This window comes from Pseudomonas sp. GW821-FHT09D08 (genome assembly GCF_059416305.1).
The window spans coordinates 253,930-269,941 of the sequence record NZ_JBWKOX010000004.1 but is presented as its reverse complement, the minus strand read 5'-3'; the positions used below and the strand labels follow the sequence as shown (position 1 = coordinate 269,941).

The following is a 16,012-nucleotide window of genomic DNA, read 5'->3' as shown; positions in this document are numbered from 1 at the left end:
ATTATCCTCGGATCGCCCAGAAGGCCAGGTTCAAGCCCGGGAACTGCCCGGCGATATGGAAGGCAAAACCACCGGAATTGCCCAGTTGCTGCCAATGCTCGCTGCCACGGTCCAGTTCGTAGTACGTCGAGCCTGCGTGGTACGGCAGTTGGCGCGGCGCCACTGGCAACGGCAGCAAGGTGATGCCCGGCAGTTGCAGGTTGACCAGGTCGCGGATGTGCTCCACCGATCCGACCTTGCTCTGCTGGCCGAAGCGCGCACGCAGGGTTTCGCCGGGCACGTCGGCGCGGACCACCAGAATGAAGCTGGCACTGTCGAGCAGGGTCTTGTCGGCCAACATGGCCACGTGAACGCCATAGGCTTTCTCGACAATCGGGATCGGCGTGGCCTTGCTGTCGATCAGCATCGACAGGGCTTCGCGCAGGGCCGCCATGACTGGGGCGAAGCTCAGGGCCAGGTCGTCGTGCTGGTATTGCGGGTATTCCTGGGGACGACGGCCCGAGGTGGAAAAGGTCGAGAACTCACCGGCCAGGCTGACCAGTTCGCTGAAAAAGCGCTCCGGGTGCAGCGGGCTCAACTGGCTGAAATGCTGGATCAGCGGCTGGGCGCGGTTGACCAGTTGCAGCAGCATGAAGTCGGCGATCTCCGACGCACCACCGGCACCCGAGGCAACCACGCGGCCGGCCAGGGCTTCGCCGCGCTGGTGCAGCAGGCCCAGCAGTTCGCTGCGAAACGCGCTCAACGGTTTGCTGGCGGCCACATCGAGGACTGGCGGGATGTAGCTGTCGTCGAGAACCAGCGCTCGGTCGGCGCGTTTTTCCTTGATGCGCACCAGGCCCACGGCGGCGTAGTCACTGATGCCGTCCTGAGCGGTCAGCAAGCGCAGGGCCCGGGAACCCACGGCCACCGGCGCGCGGTTTTCGAACGGCGCGTTGTCATCGCGCACTTCGCGCACCTGGCTCACGTAGCGCGCGGCTTCCAGGGCTTCGCCTTCATCCACGGTGTCGCGGGCCCCCGCACGCTTGAGTGGCAAGGCCAGGTAGACCAGGCCATCGCGCAGGTTGTCGTCGATATTCAGCGGGCTGGGCGCCAGGTCATCCTGGGGAATGTTGAACGGCGTGCCGTCGGGCAACAGGCCGCGCGCCGAGACGATGGCCAGCTTGCCCTGGGCCAGCAGGCCCTGGTCGATCAGCAATTCGGAAAACCCCCAGGCGCCGGCGGACAACGGGCGGCTGCGGGCGTCGATCAGGTTTTCCAGGTAACGGTCATGCTGCTGGAAGTGCTGCGTTCCGATGAACATGCCTTCCGACCAGACCACGCGATTGTTCCAGGACATGGGGAGCTCCGATTGCTTCTTATTGGGCAGGGCTGGATGGGGTGACCACGACGTCGGCGCGCACGGCACGCACATCGAGGCTGATCTGGTATTCGGTGTATTGGCGCGCCGGCACGTTGATCACCGTGCGCCATTGCGCGCGGTCCAACTCGCGATAACCCACCAGCAAGCCGATCTGGCGCGTGGAGGGGTCGAGGTCGCGCTGGATGCTCAGTTGCTGGCCGGGTTGCACCATGACTTCGTCCTGGTCCAGCAGGTCCAGGCCGAGGGTCGATTGCGCACGGTCGGCCAGGGCGAAGTAATCGGAGCGGGCGAAGGTGGCGGCGTTCTTCAGTTCGAAAATGCGCACCCGCACCGGCGCGGCCTGGCCGTTGGCGCCGGGGTTAAGCCCGGCAATGGCGTGGAAGTGCAGCTCGACGGCGGCGGTGTCCACTTCAGCCTCGGCGGCCGTTTCGGGTTTGACCGCATCCTTGCTACACGCGGTCAGCAGCAGCGCGGTGGCGACTGCGAGTAAAAACCTGGGAATCATCCTGCGTCCTCAATGACGTACTTAGCTATCCGTTAATCCATAGGTTGCGGCGCGGTTTTACCGACGCTGTCGCGCGCTGTGTTCTTCGTAGGCCCGGCTGAATTCACGGCCGAACAGGTCCTGGAAATCTTCCTGAGCCTCGTGGGAAATATTGCTGTAGAGCTCGGTGAACTGCTGCCAGTACTGGGCCTGGCGCGAGCCGGCGAACAGGTTCGACAGCCCGCCGGGCTTGCCCATGCGCTCTTCCAGTTGCGCCGGTTCAAAGCGCGTGAGCAGGTGCTTGATCGCTGCTTCCACCCCGGCCATCACCGCCAGTTGGTGGGCGCGCAGATCATCAAAACTGTCGCGCACGGCAATGTCCGGCGCCATAAACGCCTGGTTACCGTGGCGAAGCAAAAGCAGTAACGCTTCGTCGGCATTCGGTGCGAATTTCAACGGATTGTTTTCGGCAGGCTGGATCATGGTCTGCTGCATGCGGAACTCACCCTTGAGGCTGGCGCGGGCACGCAATACGTCGATCAGGCCTTCGACCATCAGGCGGTAGCTGCGGCCGATGCTTTCCATCTGCGCCTCCGCCTGGGCCTTGTCCAGGCGCAACTGGTCCAGGCCGGCACCGCGCAGGAAGGCTTGCAAGAGATCGGGCTGCCGGGTGTCGGCTACAGGGGGCGCTGGCTCGACCACGGGCGGCGGCTGGATGATCGGTGCGGGGGGCGGTGGCGGAGGTGGCGGCGCACTGGCCAACGGCGCCGGCGTGTCGCCAAACAGGTCCCAGTCTTCGGGAATCATTGAACCCGAGACCACAGGCGTCTCGACCACGGGCACCGCCACCGGGGTCGGCGGGCGGAAGTCGTGTTGTTCGCTGGGGACATGGTCGGCCACGGTGGGCGGCGGCACGGCGGTGGGGCTGAGGAAGTCGAAAAGGTCCGGCAGCGTGTCCATCGACGAAGCGCCCTGAAATTGCGGAGCAATCACCGGTGTCGGCGCGGGCTTGTTCGCCACGGCGCCCATCAGGGCCTCAAAGCTGTTCGGCGAATCACCGGCGAACGGCTGGCTGTCGATAGCCTGCACATTGAAGTCGATCCGCGCCTGGATCTCGTAATCGCCGATGCGGATCAGCTCGCCATCCTGCAACAGCTCGCTGTTACCCCTGCGCAAACGGATGCCGGCGTTAACCAACTCCACACCGTTTGTACTGTTATCGGTTAAATAATAACGGCCATCTTTGTATTGAATAACGCAGTGCTGCGAAGACACCAGGCGCTCGGGGTCAGGCAATACCCAGTCATTATCCGAGCTGCGGCCGATAGCCATCGAGCCCTGGTTCATGGACTTTTCCGAGCATTGCCCGGGGGTAATCTTGTGATAACTAGTGATAGTCAAACACAGCGACATCTTGCCTCCTTGCTGATACTTCGCGCGCAGTCGACCCCAGGGACAGCGACGCCCGGGAGATCCCCATCAGGTCGTGCAATCGACCGTTCAAAACCTGCTGATGCCAGCATGATCGCTGATCTTAACTGGGCTCCATGACAAAAATCCTATGCCGGTGCGTCGTTCGACCCACCAGTCGCACAGGTTGTTAAGCACCGCACATCTGTCACAGAGGGCGAATAGCTTACCTTGACAAGGCATAAGTACTACACCAAAAATGCACAACTTCTTGAATACCAGTGATGGCACATTAGTGGCATCTTGCTTATATGACCAAGAAAACATGCAAAGTTCCTTGCGCAACTAATGCATGCATTGCCCGCCATCTAATAACGGGCCGATAGGGAGATCAATTTCAGTGGATGTGCCGTTGCTGCTCACCGCCGTTTCCGCCAGTTCGCCCTGTGGCGAAGACATGGAATATGACGCGGATTTTCTCCAGCTGGAGCGTGATGCCAAGGGCCAACCCGAGCGCAGCATGGGCGATTCGATCCTGCCCGCCGAGCCGCCGGAATGGCGCAGCATCCAGCAGCAGAGCCTCGACTTGCTGCAGCGCAGCAAAGACCTGCGCATCACCCATTTCCTGTTGCAAAGCTCCCTCGCCCTCCAGGGTGCGGCCGGGCTGGCTGAAGTCCTCACGTTGATCAATGCGCTGCTGCGCGAATACTGGGCCGACCTGCACCCGCGCCTGGATGCCGACGACGATAACGACCCCACCGTACGTATCAACGCCCTCTCCGGCCTGACCAGCGATGCGACCATTCGTCTGCTGCGCGAGAGCATCCTCACGCGCTCGCGCACCTTCGGCCCTGTGAGCCTGCGCGCCGCGTTGAATGCCAGCGGCCTGATGAGTTTCCCCGACGAACAGCTCGGCGCCCAGCAGCTCAACGCCGCGTTCCTCGACAGCGACCCCGAACACCTGCAGGCCACCCGCGACGCCTTGAGCGCCGCACGCGCCGCCTGCGAAGCCATCGAGCAACAGGTCAGCGACCAAGTGGGTTCCGCCCAAGGCGTGGACCTCAGTCTGTTGAAGCAACCGCTCAAGCAGGCGCTGCAGGTGCTTAACCAGTTTGTTCCGAACAGCGCTGCCGGCAGCGAACCCGAGGCCGTCAGTGACGACAATGCCCCCTCGGTGGACTTCGCCGCTGCCCCCGCCGCACCTCGCCCCAGCGGCGACATCAGCAACCGTGATGACGTGCTGCGCAGCCTCGACAAGATCCTTGCGTATTACACCCGGCACGAGCCTTCGAGCCCGTTGCCGGTGTTGCTGAACCGGGCCAAGCATCTTGTGCACGCCGACTTCGCGGCCATCGTGCGCAATCTGATTCCCGATGGGATGTCCCAATTTGAAAACCTGCGCGGCCCGGACGGCGAGTAAGCCGCTCGACTGCGCAGTAACAACACCGTCGCTCAAGCGACCAGGAGCAGCAACGTGGCGAAGCAAAGTTCTCAGAAATTCATCGCGCGCAACCGCGCGCCTCGAGTGCAGATCGAGTACGACGTCGAGCTCTACGGCGCCGAGAAAAAGGTCCAGCTGCCCTTCGTGATGGGTGTGATGGCCGACCTCGCCGGCAAGCCTGCCGAGCCTCTGGCGCCGGTGGCCGACCGCAAGTTCCTTGAAGTGGACGTCGACAACTTCGACTCGCGCCTCAAGGCCATGCAGCCGCGCGTGGCATTCCACGTACCCAACGAGCTGACCGGCGAAGGCAACCTGAGCCTGGACATCACCTTCGAAAGCATGGACGACTTCAGCCCGGCCGCCGTGGCCCGCAAGGTCGACTCGCTCAAGCAACTGCTCGAAGCCCGCACCCAGCTGGCCAACCTGCTGACCTACATGGACGGCAAGACTGGCGCTGAAGAAATCATCATGAAGGCGATCAAGGACCCGGCACTGCTCCAGGCACTTGCCAGTGCGCCTAAGCCTGCAGGGGACCAGTAATCATGACTGACAATACCGCCCGCGAAGGCGCCCAGAGCCTGGGTGCAACCGAGGAAACCAGCGAGTTCGCATCCTTGTTGATGCAGGAATTCAAGCCCAAGACCGAGCGTGCCCGCGAAGCTGTGGAAACCGCCGTGCGCACCCTGGCCGAACAGGCCCTGGCGCAAACCGACCTGGTGTCCAACGACGCGATCAAATCGATCGAATCGATCATCGCCGCCATCGACGCCAAGCTCACCGCCCAGGTCAACCAGATCATCCACCACCAGGATTTCCAGCAGTTGGAAAGCGCCTGGCGTGGCCTGCACTACCTGGTCAATAACACCGAGAGCGATGAGCAGCTGAAGATTCGCGTGCTCAACATCTCCAAGCCGGACCTGCACAAGACCCTGAAGAAATTCAAGGGCACCGCGTGGGACCAGAGCCCGCTCTTCAAGAAGATGTACGAAGAAGAATACGGCCAGTTCGGCGGCGAACCCTATGGTTGCCTGGTGGGCGACTACTACTTCGACCAGTCGCCACCGGACGTGGAACTGCTGGGCGAGCTGTCGAAAGTCTGCGCCGCCATGCACGCCCCGTTCATTGCTGCGGCATCGCCGACCGTGATGGGCATGGGCTCGTGGCAGGAACTGTCGAACCCGCGCGATCTGACCAAGATCTTCACCACCCCGGAATACGCCGGCTGGCGCTCGCTGCGTGAATCGGAAGACTCGCGCTACATCGGCCTGACCATGCCGCGCTTCCTGGCGCGCCTGCCCTATGGCGCCAAGACCGACCCGGTGGAAGCCTTCGCCTTCGAAGAAAACACTGACGGCGCCGACAGCTCCAAGTACACCTGGGCCAACGCCGCCTACGCGATGGCGGTGAACATCAACCGTTCGTTCAAGCACTACGGCTGGTGCTCGCGCATCCGTGGCGTGGAGTCCGGCGGTGAAGTGGAAAACCTGCCGGCCCACACGTTCCCTACCGATGACGGTGGCGTGGACATGAAGTGCCCGACCGAAATCGCCATCAGCGACCGCCGTGAAGCGGAACTGGCGAAGAACGGTTTCATGCCGCTGCTGCACAAGAAAAACACTGACTTCGCCGCGTTCATCGGCGCCCAGTCGTTGCAGAAACCGGCCGAATACGACGACCCGGACGCCACCGCCAACGCCAACCTGGCCGCGCGCCTGCCGTACCTGTTCGCCACTTGCCGTTTCGCGCACTACTTGAAGTGCATCGTGCGCGACAAGATCGGTTCCTTCAAAGAGAAGGACGAGATGCAGCGCTGGTTGCAGGACTGGATCCTCAACTACGTCGACGGTGACCCGGCGCACTCCACCGAGACCACCAAGGCCCAGCACCCGTTGGCCGCCGCCGAGGTGATCGTGGAAGACGTCGAGGGCAACCCGGGGTACTACAACTCCAAGTTCTACCTACGCCCGCACTACCAGCTCGAAGGGCTGACCGTGTCGTTGCGCCTGGTATCGAAGCTGCCTTCGGCGAAAAGCGCGTAAAAAATCGGGACTGGCTCGCTCCCTGTAGGAGCGAGCTTGCTCGCGAAAAACTTGAAGGCGCTGCGTTCATCCAGGATGCCCGCGTCACCGTTGACGACCTTCGCGAGCAAGCTCGCTCCTACAGGGGTCGGCGGCGTTAACAAATACAGTGGCTGAGACCACACAGGGAGAAAACATGGCTGTTGATATTTTCATCAAGATCGGCGACATCAAGGGCGAGTCCATGGACAAGGCCCACAAGGACGAAATCGACGTGCTGAACTGGAGCTGGGGCATGGCCCAGTCCGGCAACATGCACGTTGGCGGTGGCGGCGGCGCGGGCAAGGTGAACATCCAGGACCTGTCGCTGACCAAGTACGTCGACAAGGCCTCGCCGAACCTGATGATGCACTGCGCCAGCGGCAAGCACATCGACAAGGTCAAGCTGACCGTGCGCAAGGCCGGTGGCGAAAGCCAGGTCGAGTACATGGTGATCAACCTGGAAGAAGTGCTGGTAACGTCCCTGAGCACCGGCGGTTCGGGCGGCGATGACCGCCTGACTGAAAACGTCACCCTGAACTTCGCCCAAGTGATGGTCGACTACCAGCCGCAGAAAGCCGACGGCACCAAAGACGGCGGCGCGATCAAGTTTGGCTGGAACATCCGTTCCAACACCAAGCGCTGATAGCACTGATAGCGCTTGTGGCCGTGGCTTTACGCCACGGCCACAAGCCTTTTGTCCCTCTCGCAACCCGTCCGTGGAGCTGCTTTGGTGGTAACTGAAATCGCTTCCCGCGACCGTCTGCAACCGTCCCTGCTGGACCGGTTGACCGACGACGACCCAACCAATCCCAAGGAAAGCGCCGATAAACGCGTGCTGTCCCTGACCCAATTGAAAGCCTCGGTGCTGCGCGACCTGGCGTGGCTGCTCAATACCACGTCGTTGCTCGATGCCGATGCCACGCTGCACACACAGGCCGGTACCTCGGTGGTCAATTACGGCCTGCCGGCGCTGGCCGGCAACAGCGTTTCCAGCGTCGACATCAAGGCCCTGGAAGCCCTGATCTACCAGGCGATTGCCACCTTTGAACCGCGCATCCTGCGCCACACGCTGCGCGTCAAAGCCCGCGTCGGCCATGGCGAGATGAACCACAACGCCCTGAGTTTCGAGATCGAAGGCGACCTGTGGGCGCAGCCGGTGCCGTTGCGCCTGTTGCTGCAAACCGACCTCGACCTGGAATCCGGCCATGTGCGCGTGGTGAATGCCGACCAGCGGAGGCGCCCATGAACCCGCGCCTGCTGGAGCTGTACAACCAGGAACTGCACCACGTGCGCGAAAGCGCGGCGGAGTTCGCCAAGGAATACCCGAAGATCGCCAGTCGGCTGACCCTGTCCGGTATGGACTGCGCCGACCCGTACGTCGAACGCCTGCTTGAGGGCTTTGCCTACCTCACTGCCCGCGTACAGCTCAAACTCGACGCCGAGTACCCGACCTTCACCCACAACCTCCTGGAAATCGCCTACCCGCACTACCTGGCGCCGACGCCGTCGATGACCGTGGTGCAATTGCACACCGACCCCGATGAAGGCTCCCTGGCCAGCGGCTTCCCGCTGCCGCGTGACACCGTGTTACGCGCCGCCCTGGGCCGCGAAACCCAGACCTGCTGCGAGTACCGCACCGCACATCCGGTGACGTTGTGGCCGTTGCAGGTCAGCAACGCCGAGTACTTCGGCAACCCCGCCGCCGTGCTCGGGCGCCTGGCCGCCAGCGAGCCGAAAGCCAAGGCCGGCCTGCGCCTGACCCTGCGTACCGGCGCCGAATTGCCGTTCAACAGCCTCGACCTGGACAACCTGCCGCTGTACCTCAGCGGTGCCGACGAGCAGCCGTTCCGCCTTTACGAACAACTGCTGGGCAACGCCTGCGCGGTGTTTGCGCGCAAGCCCGGTGGCGATTGGGTCGAGCGCCTGCCCCAGGACGCGCTGCGCTCGCGGGGTTTCGACGACGCCGATGCGGCCATGCCGGTGGTCGCGCGGGCCTTCCAGGGCTATCGCCTGTTGCAGGAATACTTCGCCCTGCCCCACCGTTTCCTGTTCGTCGAATTCGCCGAGCTGAGCCGCGCGGTCAAACGTTGCGACGGCCAGGAGCTGGAGCTGATCGTGCTGTTCGACCGTCACGAGCCAAGCCTGGAAGGCAGCGTCGGCGCGGCGCAGTTCCTGCCGTTCTGCACCCCGGCGATCAACCTGTTCCCCAAGCGCGTGGACCGCATCCACTTGTCCGACCGGGTCAACGAGCACCACGTGATTGCCGACCGCACGCGGCCGATGGATTTCGAAATTCATTCGTTGAGCGGCATCACCGGCCACGGCACCGGGCCAGAGCAGCCCTTTTTGCCGTTCTATGCGGTCCGCGATCCATCCCGTTATGGCCGCGACCAGGCGTACTACACCGTGCGCCGCGAGCCGCGGGTGCTGTCCAGCGACCAACGCCGCAACGGCCCGCGCTCCACCTACGTGGGCAGCGAAACCTTTGTCAGCCTGGTCGACAGCCGCCAGGCGCCGTATCGCCATGATCTGCGCCAACTCGGCGTGACCGCGCTGTGCACCAACCGCGACCTGCCGTTGTTCATGAGCGTGGGCAATGGCAAGACCGACTTCACCCTGGCCGACAGCGCGCCGGTGTTATCCGTGCGTTGCGTCGCCGGGCCAAGCCGCCCACGCGCCAGCCATGCCCATGACGCCAAGGCCTGGCGCCTGATCAGCCAGTTGTCGCTCAACTATTTGTCCCTGAGCGAGCAAGGCCAGGGCGCGGCGGCATTGCGCGAACTGCTGCGCCTGTATGGCGACAGCAATGACGCGGCGCTGCAATTGCAGATCGAAGGCTTGCGCGACGTCAGCAGCAAGGCCGTTACCCGGCGCCTGCCGATGCCCGGCCCGATTGTGTTTGGCCGCGGCCTGGAAATTACCTTGGAGTTCGATGAAAACGCGTTTCGCGGCACCGGCGTGTTTCTGCTCGGTGCGGTGCTGGAGCGCTTCCTGGCACGCTACGTGTCGATCAACAGTTTTACCGAGACGGTGATCCGTACCACCGAACGCGGCGAGATCATGCGATGGAAAGCCAAGCCCGGGCGTCGTCCGACCCTGTGAGTACGTTGGATGCGATGCATCAGGAGCCCTGGGAATACGATTTCTTCCAGGCGTTGCGGCGTATCGAGTGCGAATCGCCCGAGCTGCCGCGCCTGGGCCATTCCCTGCGCCTGGCGGATGACCCGTTGCGCCTGGGGCAACAGGCCGATTGCACCTTCGCCCCGGCCACCCTGGCCTCGGTCGATCCCGGTGGCGACGGCAAACCGGCACGGCTGGAACAGTTCTTCTTCGGCCTGGGTGGCCCCAACGGCCCGTTGCCGCTGCATATCACCGAGTACGTACGCGAGCGCCAGCGCAACAACGCCGACAGCACCAGCAAGCAGTTCCTGGACGTGTTCCACCACCGCCTGCTGAGCCTGTTTTACCGGGCCTGGGCCGAGGCGCGGCCGACGGTCAGCCACGACCGCCCGGACGATGACTACTGGTCCGCACGCCTCGCTGCCTTGAGTGGCCGGGGCATGCCGAGCCTGCTTAACCAAGGATTGATTCCGGACACGGCGAAGCTGCACTACAGCGGCCACCTGTCGGCACAAACCCGCTACCCGGACGGTTTGAAGGCGATCCTCGGCGAGTATTTCGGCCTGCCGGTGGAGGTCGAAGAATACGTCGGCCAATGGCTGGAACTGCCCGAGCGCAGCCGCGTGGGCGTGAGCGCCAACCAGCTCGGCGTGGACTTCTGCCTGGGCAGCCACGTATGGGACCGCCAGCATAAATTCCGTATCCGCCTGGGCCCGCTCAAGTTGGACGACTACATGGGCATGCTGCCCGGCAGCCAGCCGTTCAACGAGCTGGTGGCGTGGGTGGCCGAGTACCTGGGCCATGAATTGGACTGGGACTTGAACCTGGTTCTGCAACAACCCGAAGTACCGGCGCTGCAACTCAATGGCCAGTTCCGCCTGGGCTTCAACACCTGGCTCGGCTGCCCTGCGGTTGATGCCAACGACCTAATCCTGGCCCGGCATTACGCCGATCAAGCCACCACCTCAAGGAATCCAGAGCATGGGTGAAATCAGTCGCGCCGCACTGTTCGGCAAACTCAACAGCGTGGCCTACAAGGCCATCGAAGCCGCCACCGTGTTCTGCAAGCTGCGGGGCAACCCGTACGTGGAACTGGCCCACTGGTTCCACCAGTTGCTGCAACTGCAGGACTCGGACCTGCACCGCATCATCCGCCAGTTCAACGTCGAGCCGGCGCGCCTGGCCCGAGACCTCACCGAAGCCCTGGACCGCCTGCCGCGTGGCTCGACGTCGATCACCGACTTGTCGTCCCACGTTGAAGAGGCGGTAGAGCGCGGCTGGGTGTACGGCAGCCTGATGTTCGGCGAAAGCCAGGTGCGCACCGGTTACCTGGTGCTGGGCATCCTCAAGACGCCAAGCCTGCGCCACGCGCTGCTGGGGTTGTCCTCGGAGTTCGACAAGATCAAGGCCGAAGCCCTGAGCGAGCGGTTTGACGAATACGTCGGTGATTCGCCGGAAAACGCCCTGACTGCCAGCGACGGTTTCAACGCCGGCGCGGTGCCGGGTGAGGCCAGCGGCGCCATGGCACCGAGTGCGATGGGCAAGCAGGAAGCCCTCAAGCGTTTCACCGTTGACCTGACCGAACAAGCGCGCAGCGGCAAGCTCGATCCGATCGTGGGCCGTGACGAAGAGATCCGCCAACTGGTGGACATCCTCATGCGCCGCCGCCAGAACAACCCGATCCTCACCGGTGAAGCCGGTGTAGGCAAGACCGCCGTGGTCGAAGGTTTTGCCCTGCGCATCGTCGCCGGTGACGTGCCGCCCGCACTCAAGGATGTGGAACTGCGCAGCCTCGACGTGGGCCTGCTGCAAGCCGGCGCAAGCATGAAAGGCGAGTTCGAACAGCGCCTGCGCCAGGTCATCGAAGACGTCCAGGCCTCGCCCAAGCCGATCATCCTGTTTATCGACGAAGCCCACACCCTGGTGGGTGCCGGTGGCGCTGCCGGTACCGGCGACGCGGCCAACCTGCTCAAGCCCGCCCTGGCCCGTGGCACCCTGCGTACCGTGGCCGCGACGACCTGGGCCGAGTACAAGAAGCACATCGAGAAAGACCCGGCCCTGACCCGCCGCTTCCAGGTGGTACAAGTGGCCGAGCCGTCGGAAGACAAGGCGCTGTTGATGATGCGCGGCGTGGCCTCGACCATGGAAAAGCACCACCAGGTGCAGATCCTCGACGAAGCCCTGGAAGCCTCGGTGAAACTGTCCCACCGCTACATCCCGGCGCGCCAGCTGCCGGACAAATCCGTGAGCCTGCTGGACACCGCCTGCGCCCGCGTCGCCATCAGCCTGCACGCGGTGCCGGCCGAAGTGGACGACAGTCGCCGCCGCATCGAAGCCCTGGAAACCGAGCTGCAAATCATCGCCCGCGAGCATGCCATCGGCATTGCCATTGGTGCGCGCCAGAGCAACAGCGAAGCCCTGTTAAGCGCCGAGCGTGAGCGCCTGGCGACCCTGGAAAGCCGCTGGGCCGAAGAGAAAGCCCTGGTGGATGAGCTGCTCGCCACTCGTGCAACCCTGCGCGAAAAGGCCGGCGTCGTGGACAGCGGCAACGATGAATTGCGTGCGCAACTGGTCGACCTGCAACAGCGCCTCACCGCACTGCAAGGCGAAACCCCGTTGATCCTGCCGACCGTGGATTACCAGGCCGTGGCCTCGGTGGTCGCCGACTGGACCGGTATCCCGGTGGGCCGCATGGCTCGCAACGAACTGGAAACCGTGCTCAACCTCGACCAGCACCTGAAAAAACGCATCATCGGCCAGGACCACGCCCTGCAGATGATCGCCAAGCGCATCCAGACCTCCCGCGCCGGCCTCGACAACCCAAGCAAGCCGATTGGCGTGTTCATGCTGGCTGGCACCTCCGGCGTGGGCAAGACCGAAACCGCCCTGGCCCTGGCCGAAGCCATGTACGGCGGCGAGCAGAACGTGATCACCATCAACATGAGCGAGTTCCAGGAAGCCCACACGGTGTCCACCCTCAAGGGCGCACCACCGGGCTATATCGGCTACGGCGAAGGCGGCGTGCTGACCGAAGCGGTGCGGCGCAAGCCCTACAGCGTGGTGCTGCTGGACGAGGTGGAAAAAGCCCACCCGGACGTGCATGAGATCTTCTTCCAGGTGTTCGACAAGGGCGTGATGGAAGACGGCGAAGGCCGGGTGATCGACTTCAAGAACACCCTGATCCTGTTGACCACCAACGCCGGTACCGAGCTGATCTCCCAGGTCTGCAAGGACCCGGCGAACATCCCCGAGCCGGAAGAAATCGCCAAGGCCCTGCGCCAGCCGCTGCTGGAGATCTTCCCGCCCGCCTTGCTCGGCCGCCTGGTGACGATCCCGTACTACCCGCTGAGCGACGAGATGCTCAAGGCGATCACCCGCCTGCAACTCAACCGCATCAAGAAGCGCGTGGAGACGACCCACAAGGTCGCCTTCGACTACGACGACGCGGTGGTCGACCTGATCGTCTCGCGCTGCACCGAGACCGAAAGCGGCGGGCGCATGATCGACACCATCCTCACCAACAGCCTGTTGCCGGACATGAGCCGTGAATTCCTCACGCGCATGCTTGAGGGCAAGGCATTGGCGGGTGTGCGCATCAGCAGCCGGGATAACGAGCTGCATTACGACTTCAGCGACGCCGAATAACGACTGTTGGAATGCAATGCAAATGTGGGAGGGGGCTTGCCCCCTCCCACATTTCGAACCGGTTCCGTCAGTTATTTAGTCATTTACAGGTTAACCGATGCTATTCAACCAAGCCTCACGCCTGGCCAAGATCACCAGCCCCCTCGGGCCGGATGTGCTGCTGCTCAATGAAATGGGCGGCGGCGAAGAGCTGGGCCGCCTGTTCACCTATGAGCTGCAACTGACGTCCCTGGACGCCAACATCGACCTCAACCAGTTGCTCGGCAAGCCGATGAGTGTGGGTGTGCAACTGGCGGACGGCGGTGAGCGTCACTTCCACGGCATCGTCGCGCGCTGCAGCCAGAACATCGACCAGGGCCAGTTCGCCAGTTACCAGGTGACGCTGCGCCCGTGGTTCTGGCTGCTGACTCGCACCTCGGACTGCCGGATTTTCCAGAACCTGAGCATCCCGCAGATCATCAAGCAGGTGTTCCGCGACCTGGGTTTTTCCGACTTCGAAGACGCCCTGAGCCGGCCGTACCGCGAGTGGGAATACTGCGTGCAGTACCGCGAGACCAGCTTCGATTTCGTCAGCCGCCTGATGGAACAGGAAGGCATCTACTACTTCTTCCGCCATGAACAGGACCGCCATGTGCTGGTGCTGGCCGACGCCTATGGCGCCCACACCACGGTGCCGGGCTATACCTCGATCCCGTACTACCCCAAGGACGAGCAGCAGCGCGAACGCGACCACATGCACAACTGGCACCTGGCGCAGGAGGTTCAGCCGGGCTCGCTGGAGCTCAACGACTACGACTTCCAGCGCCCCAGCGCCAGCATCGACGTGCGTTCGGCCATGCCGCGCCCGCACACCGCCGGCGACTATCCGCTGTACGACTACCCCGGCACCTACGTGCAAAGCGCCGACGGCGAACACTACGCGCGCACCCGCATCGAAGCCCTGCAAACCCTGCATGAACAGGTCGAGTTCGCCGGCAATGCCCGTGGCCTGGGTTCCGGCCACCTGTTCAGCCTCACCGGCTTCAGCCGCCAGGACCAGAACCGCGAATACCTGATCGTCGGCTGCCGCTACTACATCGTCCAGGAAAGCCTGGAAAGCGGCGGTGGTTCGGGTTCGGCGCAGTTCGAAAGCAGCCTGACCTGCATCGACGCCCAGCAAAGCTTCCGCCCGCTGGCCACCACCCACCGCCCCATCGTCAAAGGCCCGCAGACGGCATTGGTGGTCGGCCCCAAAGGCGAGGAAATCTGGACCGACCAGTACGGCCGCGTGAAGGTGCACTTCTACTGGGACCGCCACGACCAATCCAACGAAAATAGCTCGTGCTGGATCCGCGTGTCGCAGTCCTGGGCCGGCAAGAACTGGGGCTCGATGCAGATTCCACGGATCGGCCAGGAAGTGATTGTCAGCTTTCTCGAAGGTGATCCGGACCGCCCGATCATCACCGGGCGGGTGTACAACGCCGAGCAGACGGTGCCCTACGACCTGCCGGAAAATGCGACCCAGAGCGGCATGAAGAGTCGCTCCAGCAAGGGCGGCACGCCGGCCAACTTCAATGAAATCCGCATGGAGGACAAGAAGGGGTTGGAGCAGTTGTATATCCATGCCGAGCGTAACCAGGACATTGTTGTCGAGGTGGACGAAAGCCATTCCGTCGGGCACGACCGCAATAAAAGTATCGGCCATAACGAGACGGTGACCATCGGCAACAACCGCCTGCGCATCGTCAAGCAGGAAGACATCCTCTCGGTGGGCCAGAGAAAGACCGACAGCATCAGCCAGAGCTACGTCATCGAAGTGGGCGAAAACCTGCGCCTGGTCTGCGGTGAAAGCATCCTGGAGCTCAACGCCAGTGGGCAGATCAACCTGACCGGCGTGAACATCAGCTTCTATGCCAGCGGCGATGCCGAGTTCAATACCGGCGGCGTGCTGCACCTGAACAACGGCGGCGGCCCTGGCGCCACGCCCGACGGCCAGGGCCAGAAAGGCGCCATCGACGCCAATATCAAAGCCGCCTTCCCCGCGCCTAAAAGCTCCTGACGAGACCCGTTTGCCATGACGTACCGAATCAACGAATTCCAGTTCCAATTGCCCGCCAGTGAGTTGCAGGACGCGACGATCAATATCCTCAAGTTCCCGGAGTTGGGCACATCCCTGATCGTCAGCCGCAGCCTGTTGGCCGACGGCGAAACCCTGCACAGCAACTTCAACGACCAGCTCCAGCGCCTGGAAAAACAGGTGCAGGATTTGCGCTATCAACCGGGTGTGGACGTGCGTTTGGGCGCCGCGCAGGAGGTGGAAGGCATCGAGCTGCGCAGCCAGTTCAACAAGGGCAATGACAAGGTATTCCAGTATCAGTTGGCGCTGGTGATACCGGGCACGCGCAAGATGCTCGCGTTGAGTTATGTGAAGGCGGACACGCTGGGGGATGCCGAGGCGGCGCACTGGGCCTTGATCAAAAACTCGCTGTCGTTCGACGCTATTTCCTGATGAG

General features: G+C 63.1%; 13 protein-coding genes. 10 read left to right on the top strand and 3 right to left on the bottom strand.

Annotated features, from left to right (window positions below):
* Position 1: 1 nt before the first annotated feature.
* Genes tssK through tagH form a run of 3 tightly spaced genes read right to left on the bottom strand, consistent with a single transcriptional unit; the run spans position 2 to position 3,257 of the window.
* Positions 2-1,336 carry a type VI secretion system baseplate subunit TssK gene (tssK, locus tag AC07OP_RS10195; RefSeq protein WP_092488197.1) on the bottom strand — a complete coding sequence of 445 codons (1,335 nt, stop codon included), beginning with the start codon at positions 1,334-1,336 and terminating at the stop codon, positions 2-4.
* Between the two features lie 19 nt (positions 1,337-1,355).
* Positions 1,356-1,865 (bottom strand): type VI secretion system lipoprotein TssJ, encoded by a 510-nt coding sequence (gene tssJ / locus AC07OP_RS10190; protein WP_027608267.1) that lies wholly within the window; start codon positions 1,863-1,865, stop codon positions 1,356-1,358.
* A 57-nt stretch (positions 1,866-1,922) separates the two neighbouring features.
* Positions 1,923-3,257: a type VI secretion system-associated FHA domain protein TagH gene (gene tagH, locus AC07OP_RS10185; RefSeq protein ID WP_495100807.1), complete on the bottom strand. Its 1,335-nt coding sequence runs from the start codon at positions 3,255-3,257 to the stop codon at positions 1,923-1,925.
* Positions 3,258-3,654: 397 nt separating this feature from the next.
* Here tagH and tssA point away from each other — a divergent pair, with 397 nt between their 5' ends.
* The 10 genes from tssA to AC07OP_RS10135 all read left to right on the top strand — a co-directional run bounded on the left by tssA (position 3,655) and on the right by AC07OP_RS10135 (position 16,008).
* Positions 3,655-4,674 carry a type VI secretion system protein TssA gene (gene tssA / locus AC07OP_RS10180; RefSeq protein ID WP_065937973.1) on the top strand — a complete coding sequence of 340 codons (1,020 nt, stop codon included), beginning with the start codon at positions 3,655-3,657 and terminating at the stop codon, positions 4,672-4,674.
* A gap of 54 nt (positions 4,675-4,728) precedes the next feature.
* A complete protein-coding gene (gene tssB / locus AC07OP_RS10175; RefSeq protein WP_017135823.1) occupies positions 4,729-5,235 on the top strand; it encodes a type VI secretion system contractile sheath small subunit in 507 nt (168 codons plus the stop codon).
* Positions 5,236-5,237: 2 nt separating this feature from the next.
* On the top strand, positions 5,238-6,734 hold the full coding sequence (gene tssC, locus AC07OP_RS10170; protein WP_065926733.1) for a type VI secretion system contractile sheath large subunit: 1,497 nt from the start codon (positions 5,238-5,240) through the stop codon (positions 6,732-6,734).
* Between the two features lie 175 nt (positions 6,735-6,909).
* Complete coding sequence (locus tag AC07OP_RS10165; RefSeq protein WP_015886558.1) at positions 6,910-7,398, top strand: Hcp family type VI secretion system effector; 489 nt, start codon at positions 6,910-6,912, stop codon at positions 7,396-7,398.
* An 87-nt stretch (positions 7,399-7,485) separates the two neighbouring features.
* The gene (tssE, locus tag AC07OP_RS10160; RefSeq protein WP_027608263.1) at positions 7,486-8,001 is read left to right on the top strand and encodes a type VI secretion system baseplate subunit TssE; all 516 of its coding nucleotides are present in this window, start codon (positions 7,486-7,488) and stop codon (positions 7,999-8,001) included.
* The gene (gene tssF, locus AC07OP_RS10155; protein ID WP_065937972.1) at positions 7,998-9,857 is read left to right on the top strand and encodes a type VI secretion system baseplate subunit TssF; all 1,860 of its coding nucleotides are present in this window, start codon (positions 7,998-8,000) and stop codon (positions 9,855-9,857) included. The genes tssE and tssF overlap by 4 nt, the downstream gene beginning before the upstream one ends.
* Entirely contained in the window at positions 9,821-10,864 is a 1,044-nt protein-coding gene (gene tssG, locus AC07OP_RS10150) for a type VI secretion system baseplate subunit TssG (RefSeq protein WP_495100806.1), read from the top strand. The genes tssF and tssG overlap by 37 nt, the downstream gene beginning before the upstream one ends.
* Positions 10,857-13,520 (top strand): type VI secretion system ATPase TssH, encoded by a 2,664-nt coding sequence (gene tssH / locus AC07OP_RS10145; protein WP_027608260.1) that lies wholly within the window; start codon positions 10,857-10,859, stop codon positions 13,518-13,520. Before tssG ends, tssH begins: the two co-directional genes overlap by 8 nt.
* A gap of 97 nt (positions 13,521-13,617) precedes the next feature.
* Positions 13,618-15,558, top strand: coding sequence for a type VI secretion system Vgr family protein (locus AC07OP_RS10140; RefSeq protein WP_495100805.1), 1,941 nt, complete (start codon positions 13,618-13,620; stop codon positions 15,556-15,558).
* A 15-nt stretch (positions 15,559-15,573) separates the two neighbouring features.
* A complete protein-coding gene (locus AC07OP_RS10135; RefSeq protein ID WP_065946491.1) occupies positions 15,574-16,008 on the top strand; it encodes a DcrB-related protein in 435 nt (144 codons plus the stop codon).
* The last annotated feature ends 4 nt before the right edge of the window (positions 16,009-16,012 follow it).

Bases quoted from the DNA above. Each gene is read 5' to 3' on its own strand.
- tssK (WP_092488197.1), bottom strand. From the start codon at position 1,336: ATGTCCTGGAACAATCGCGTGGTCTGGTCGGAAGGCATGTTCATCGGA.
- tssJ (WP_027608267.1), bottom strand. From the start codon at position 1,865: ATGATTCCCAGGTTTTTACTCGCAGTCGCCACCGCGCTGCTGCTGACC.
- tagH (WP_495100807.1), bottom strand. From the start codon at position 3,257: ATGTCGCTGTGTTTGACTATCACTAGTTATCACAAGATTACCCCCGGG.
- tssC (WP_065926733.1), top strand. From the start codon at position 5,238: ATGACTGACAATACCGCCCGCGAAGGCGCCCAGAGCCTGGGTGCAACC.
- AC07OP_RS10165 (WP_015886558.1), top strand. From the start codon at position 6,910: ATGGCTGTTGATATTTTCATCAAGATCGGCGACATCAAGGGCGAGTCC.
- tssF (WP_065937972.1), top strand. From the start codon at position 7,998: ATGAACCCGCGCCTGCTGGAGCTGTACAACCAGGAACTGCACCACGTG.
- tssG (WP_495100806.1), top strand. From the start codon at position 9,821: ATGGAAAGCCAAGCCCGGGCGTCGTCCGACCCTGTGAGTACGTTGGAT.
- tssH (WP_027608260.1), top strand. From the start codon at position 10,857: ATGGGTGAAATCAGTCGCGCCGCACTGTTCGGCAAACTCAACAGCGTG.
- AC07OP_RS10140 (WP_495100805.1), top strand. From the start codon at position 13,618: ATGCTATTCAACCAAGCCTCACGCCTGGCCAAGATCACCAGCCCCCTC.
- AC07OP_RS10135 (WP_065946491.1), top strand. From the start codon at position 15,574: ATGACGTACCGAATCAACGAATTCCAGTTCCAATTGCCCGCCAGTGAG.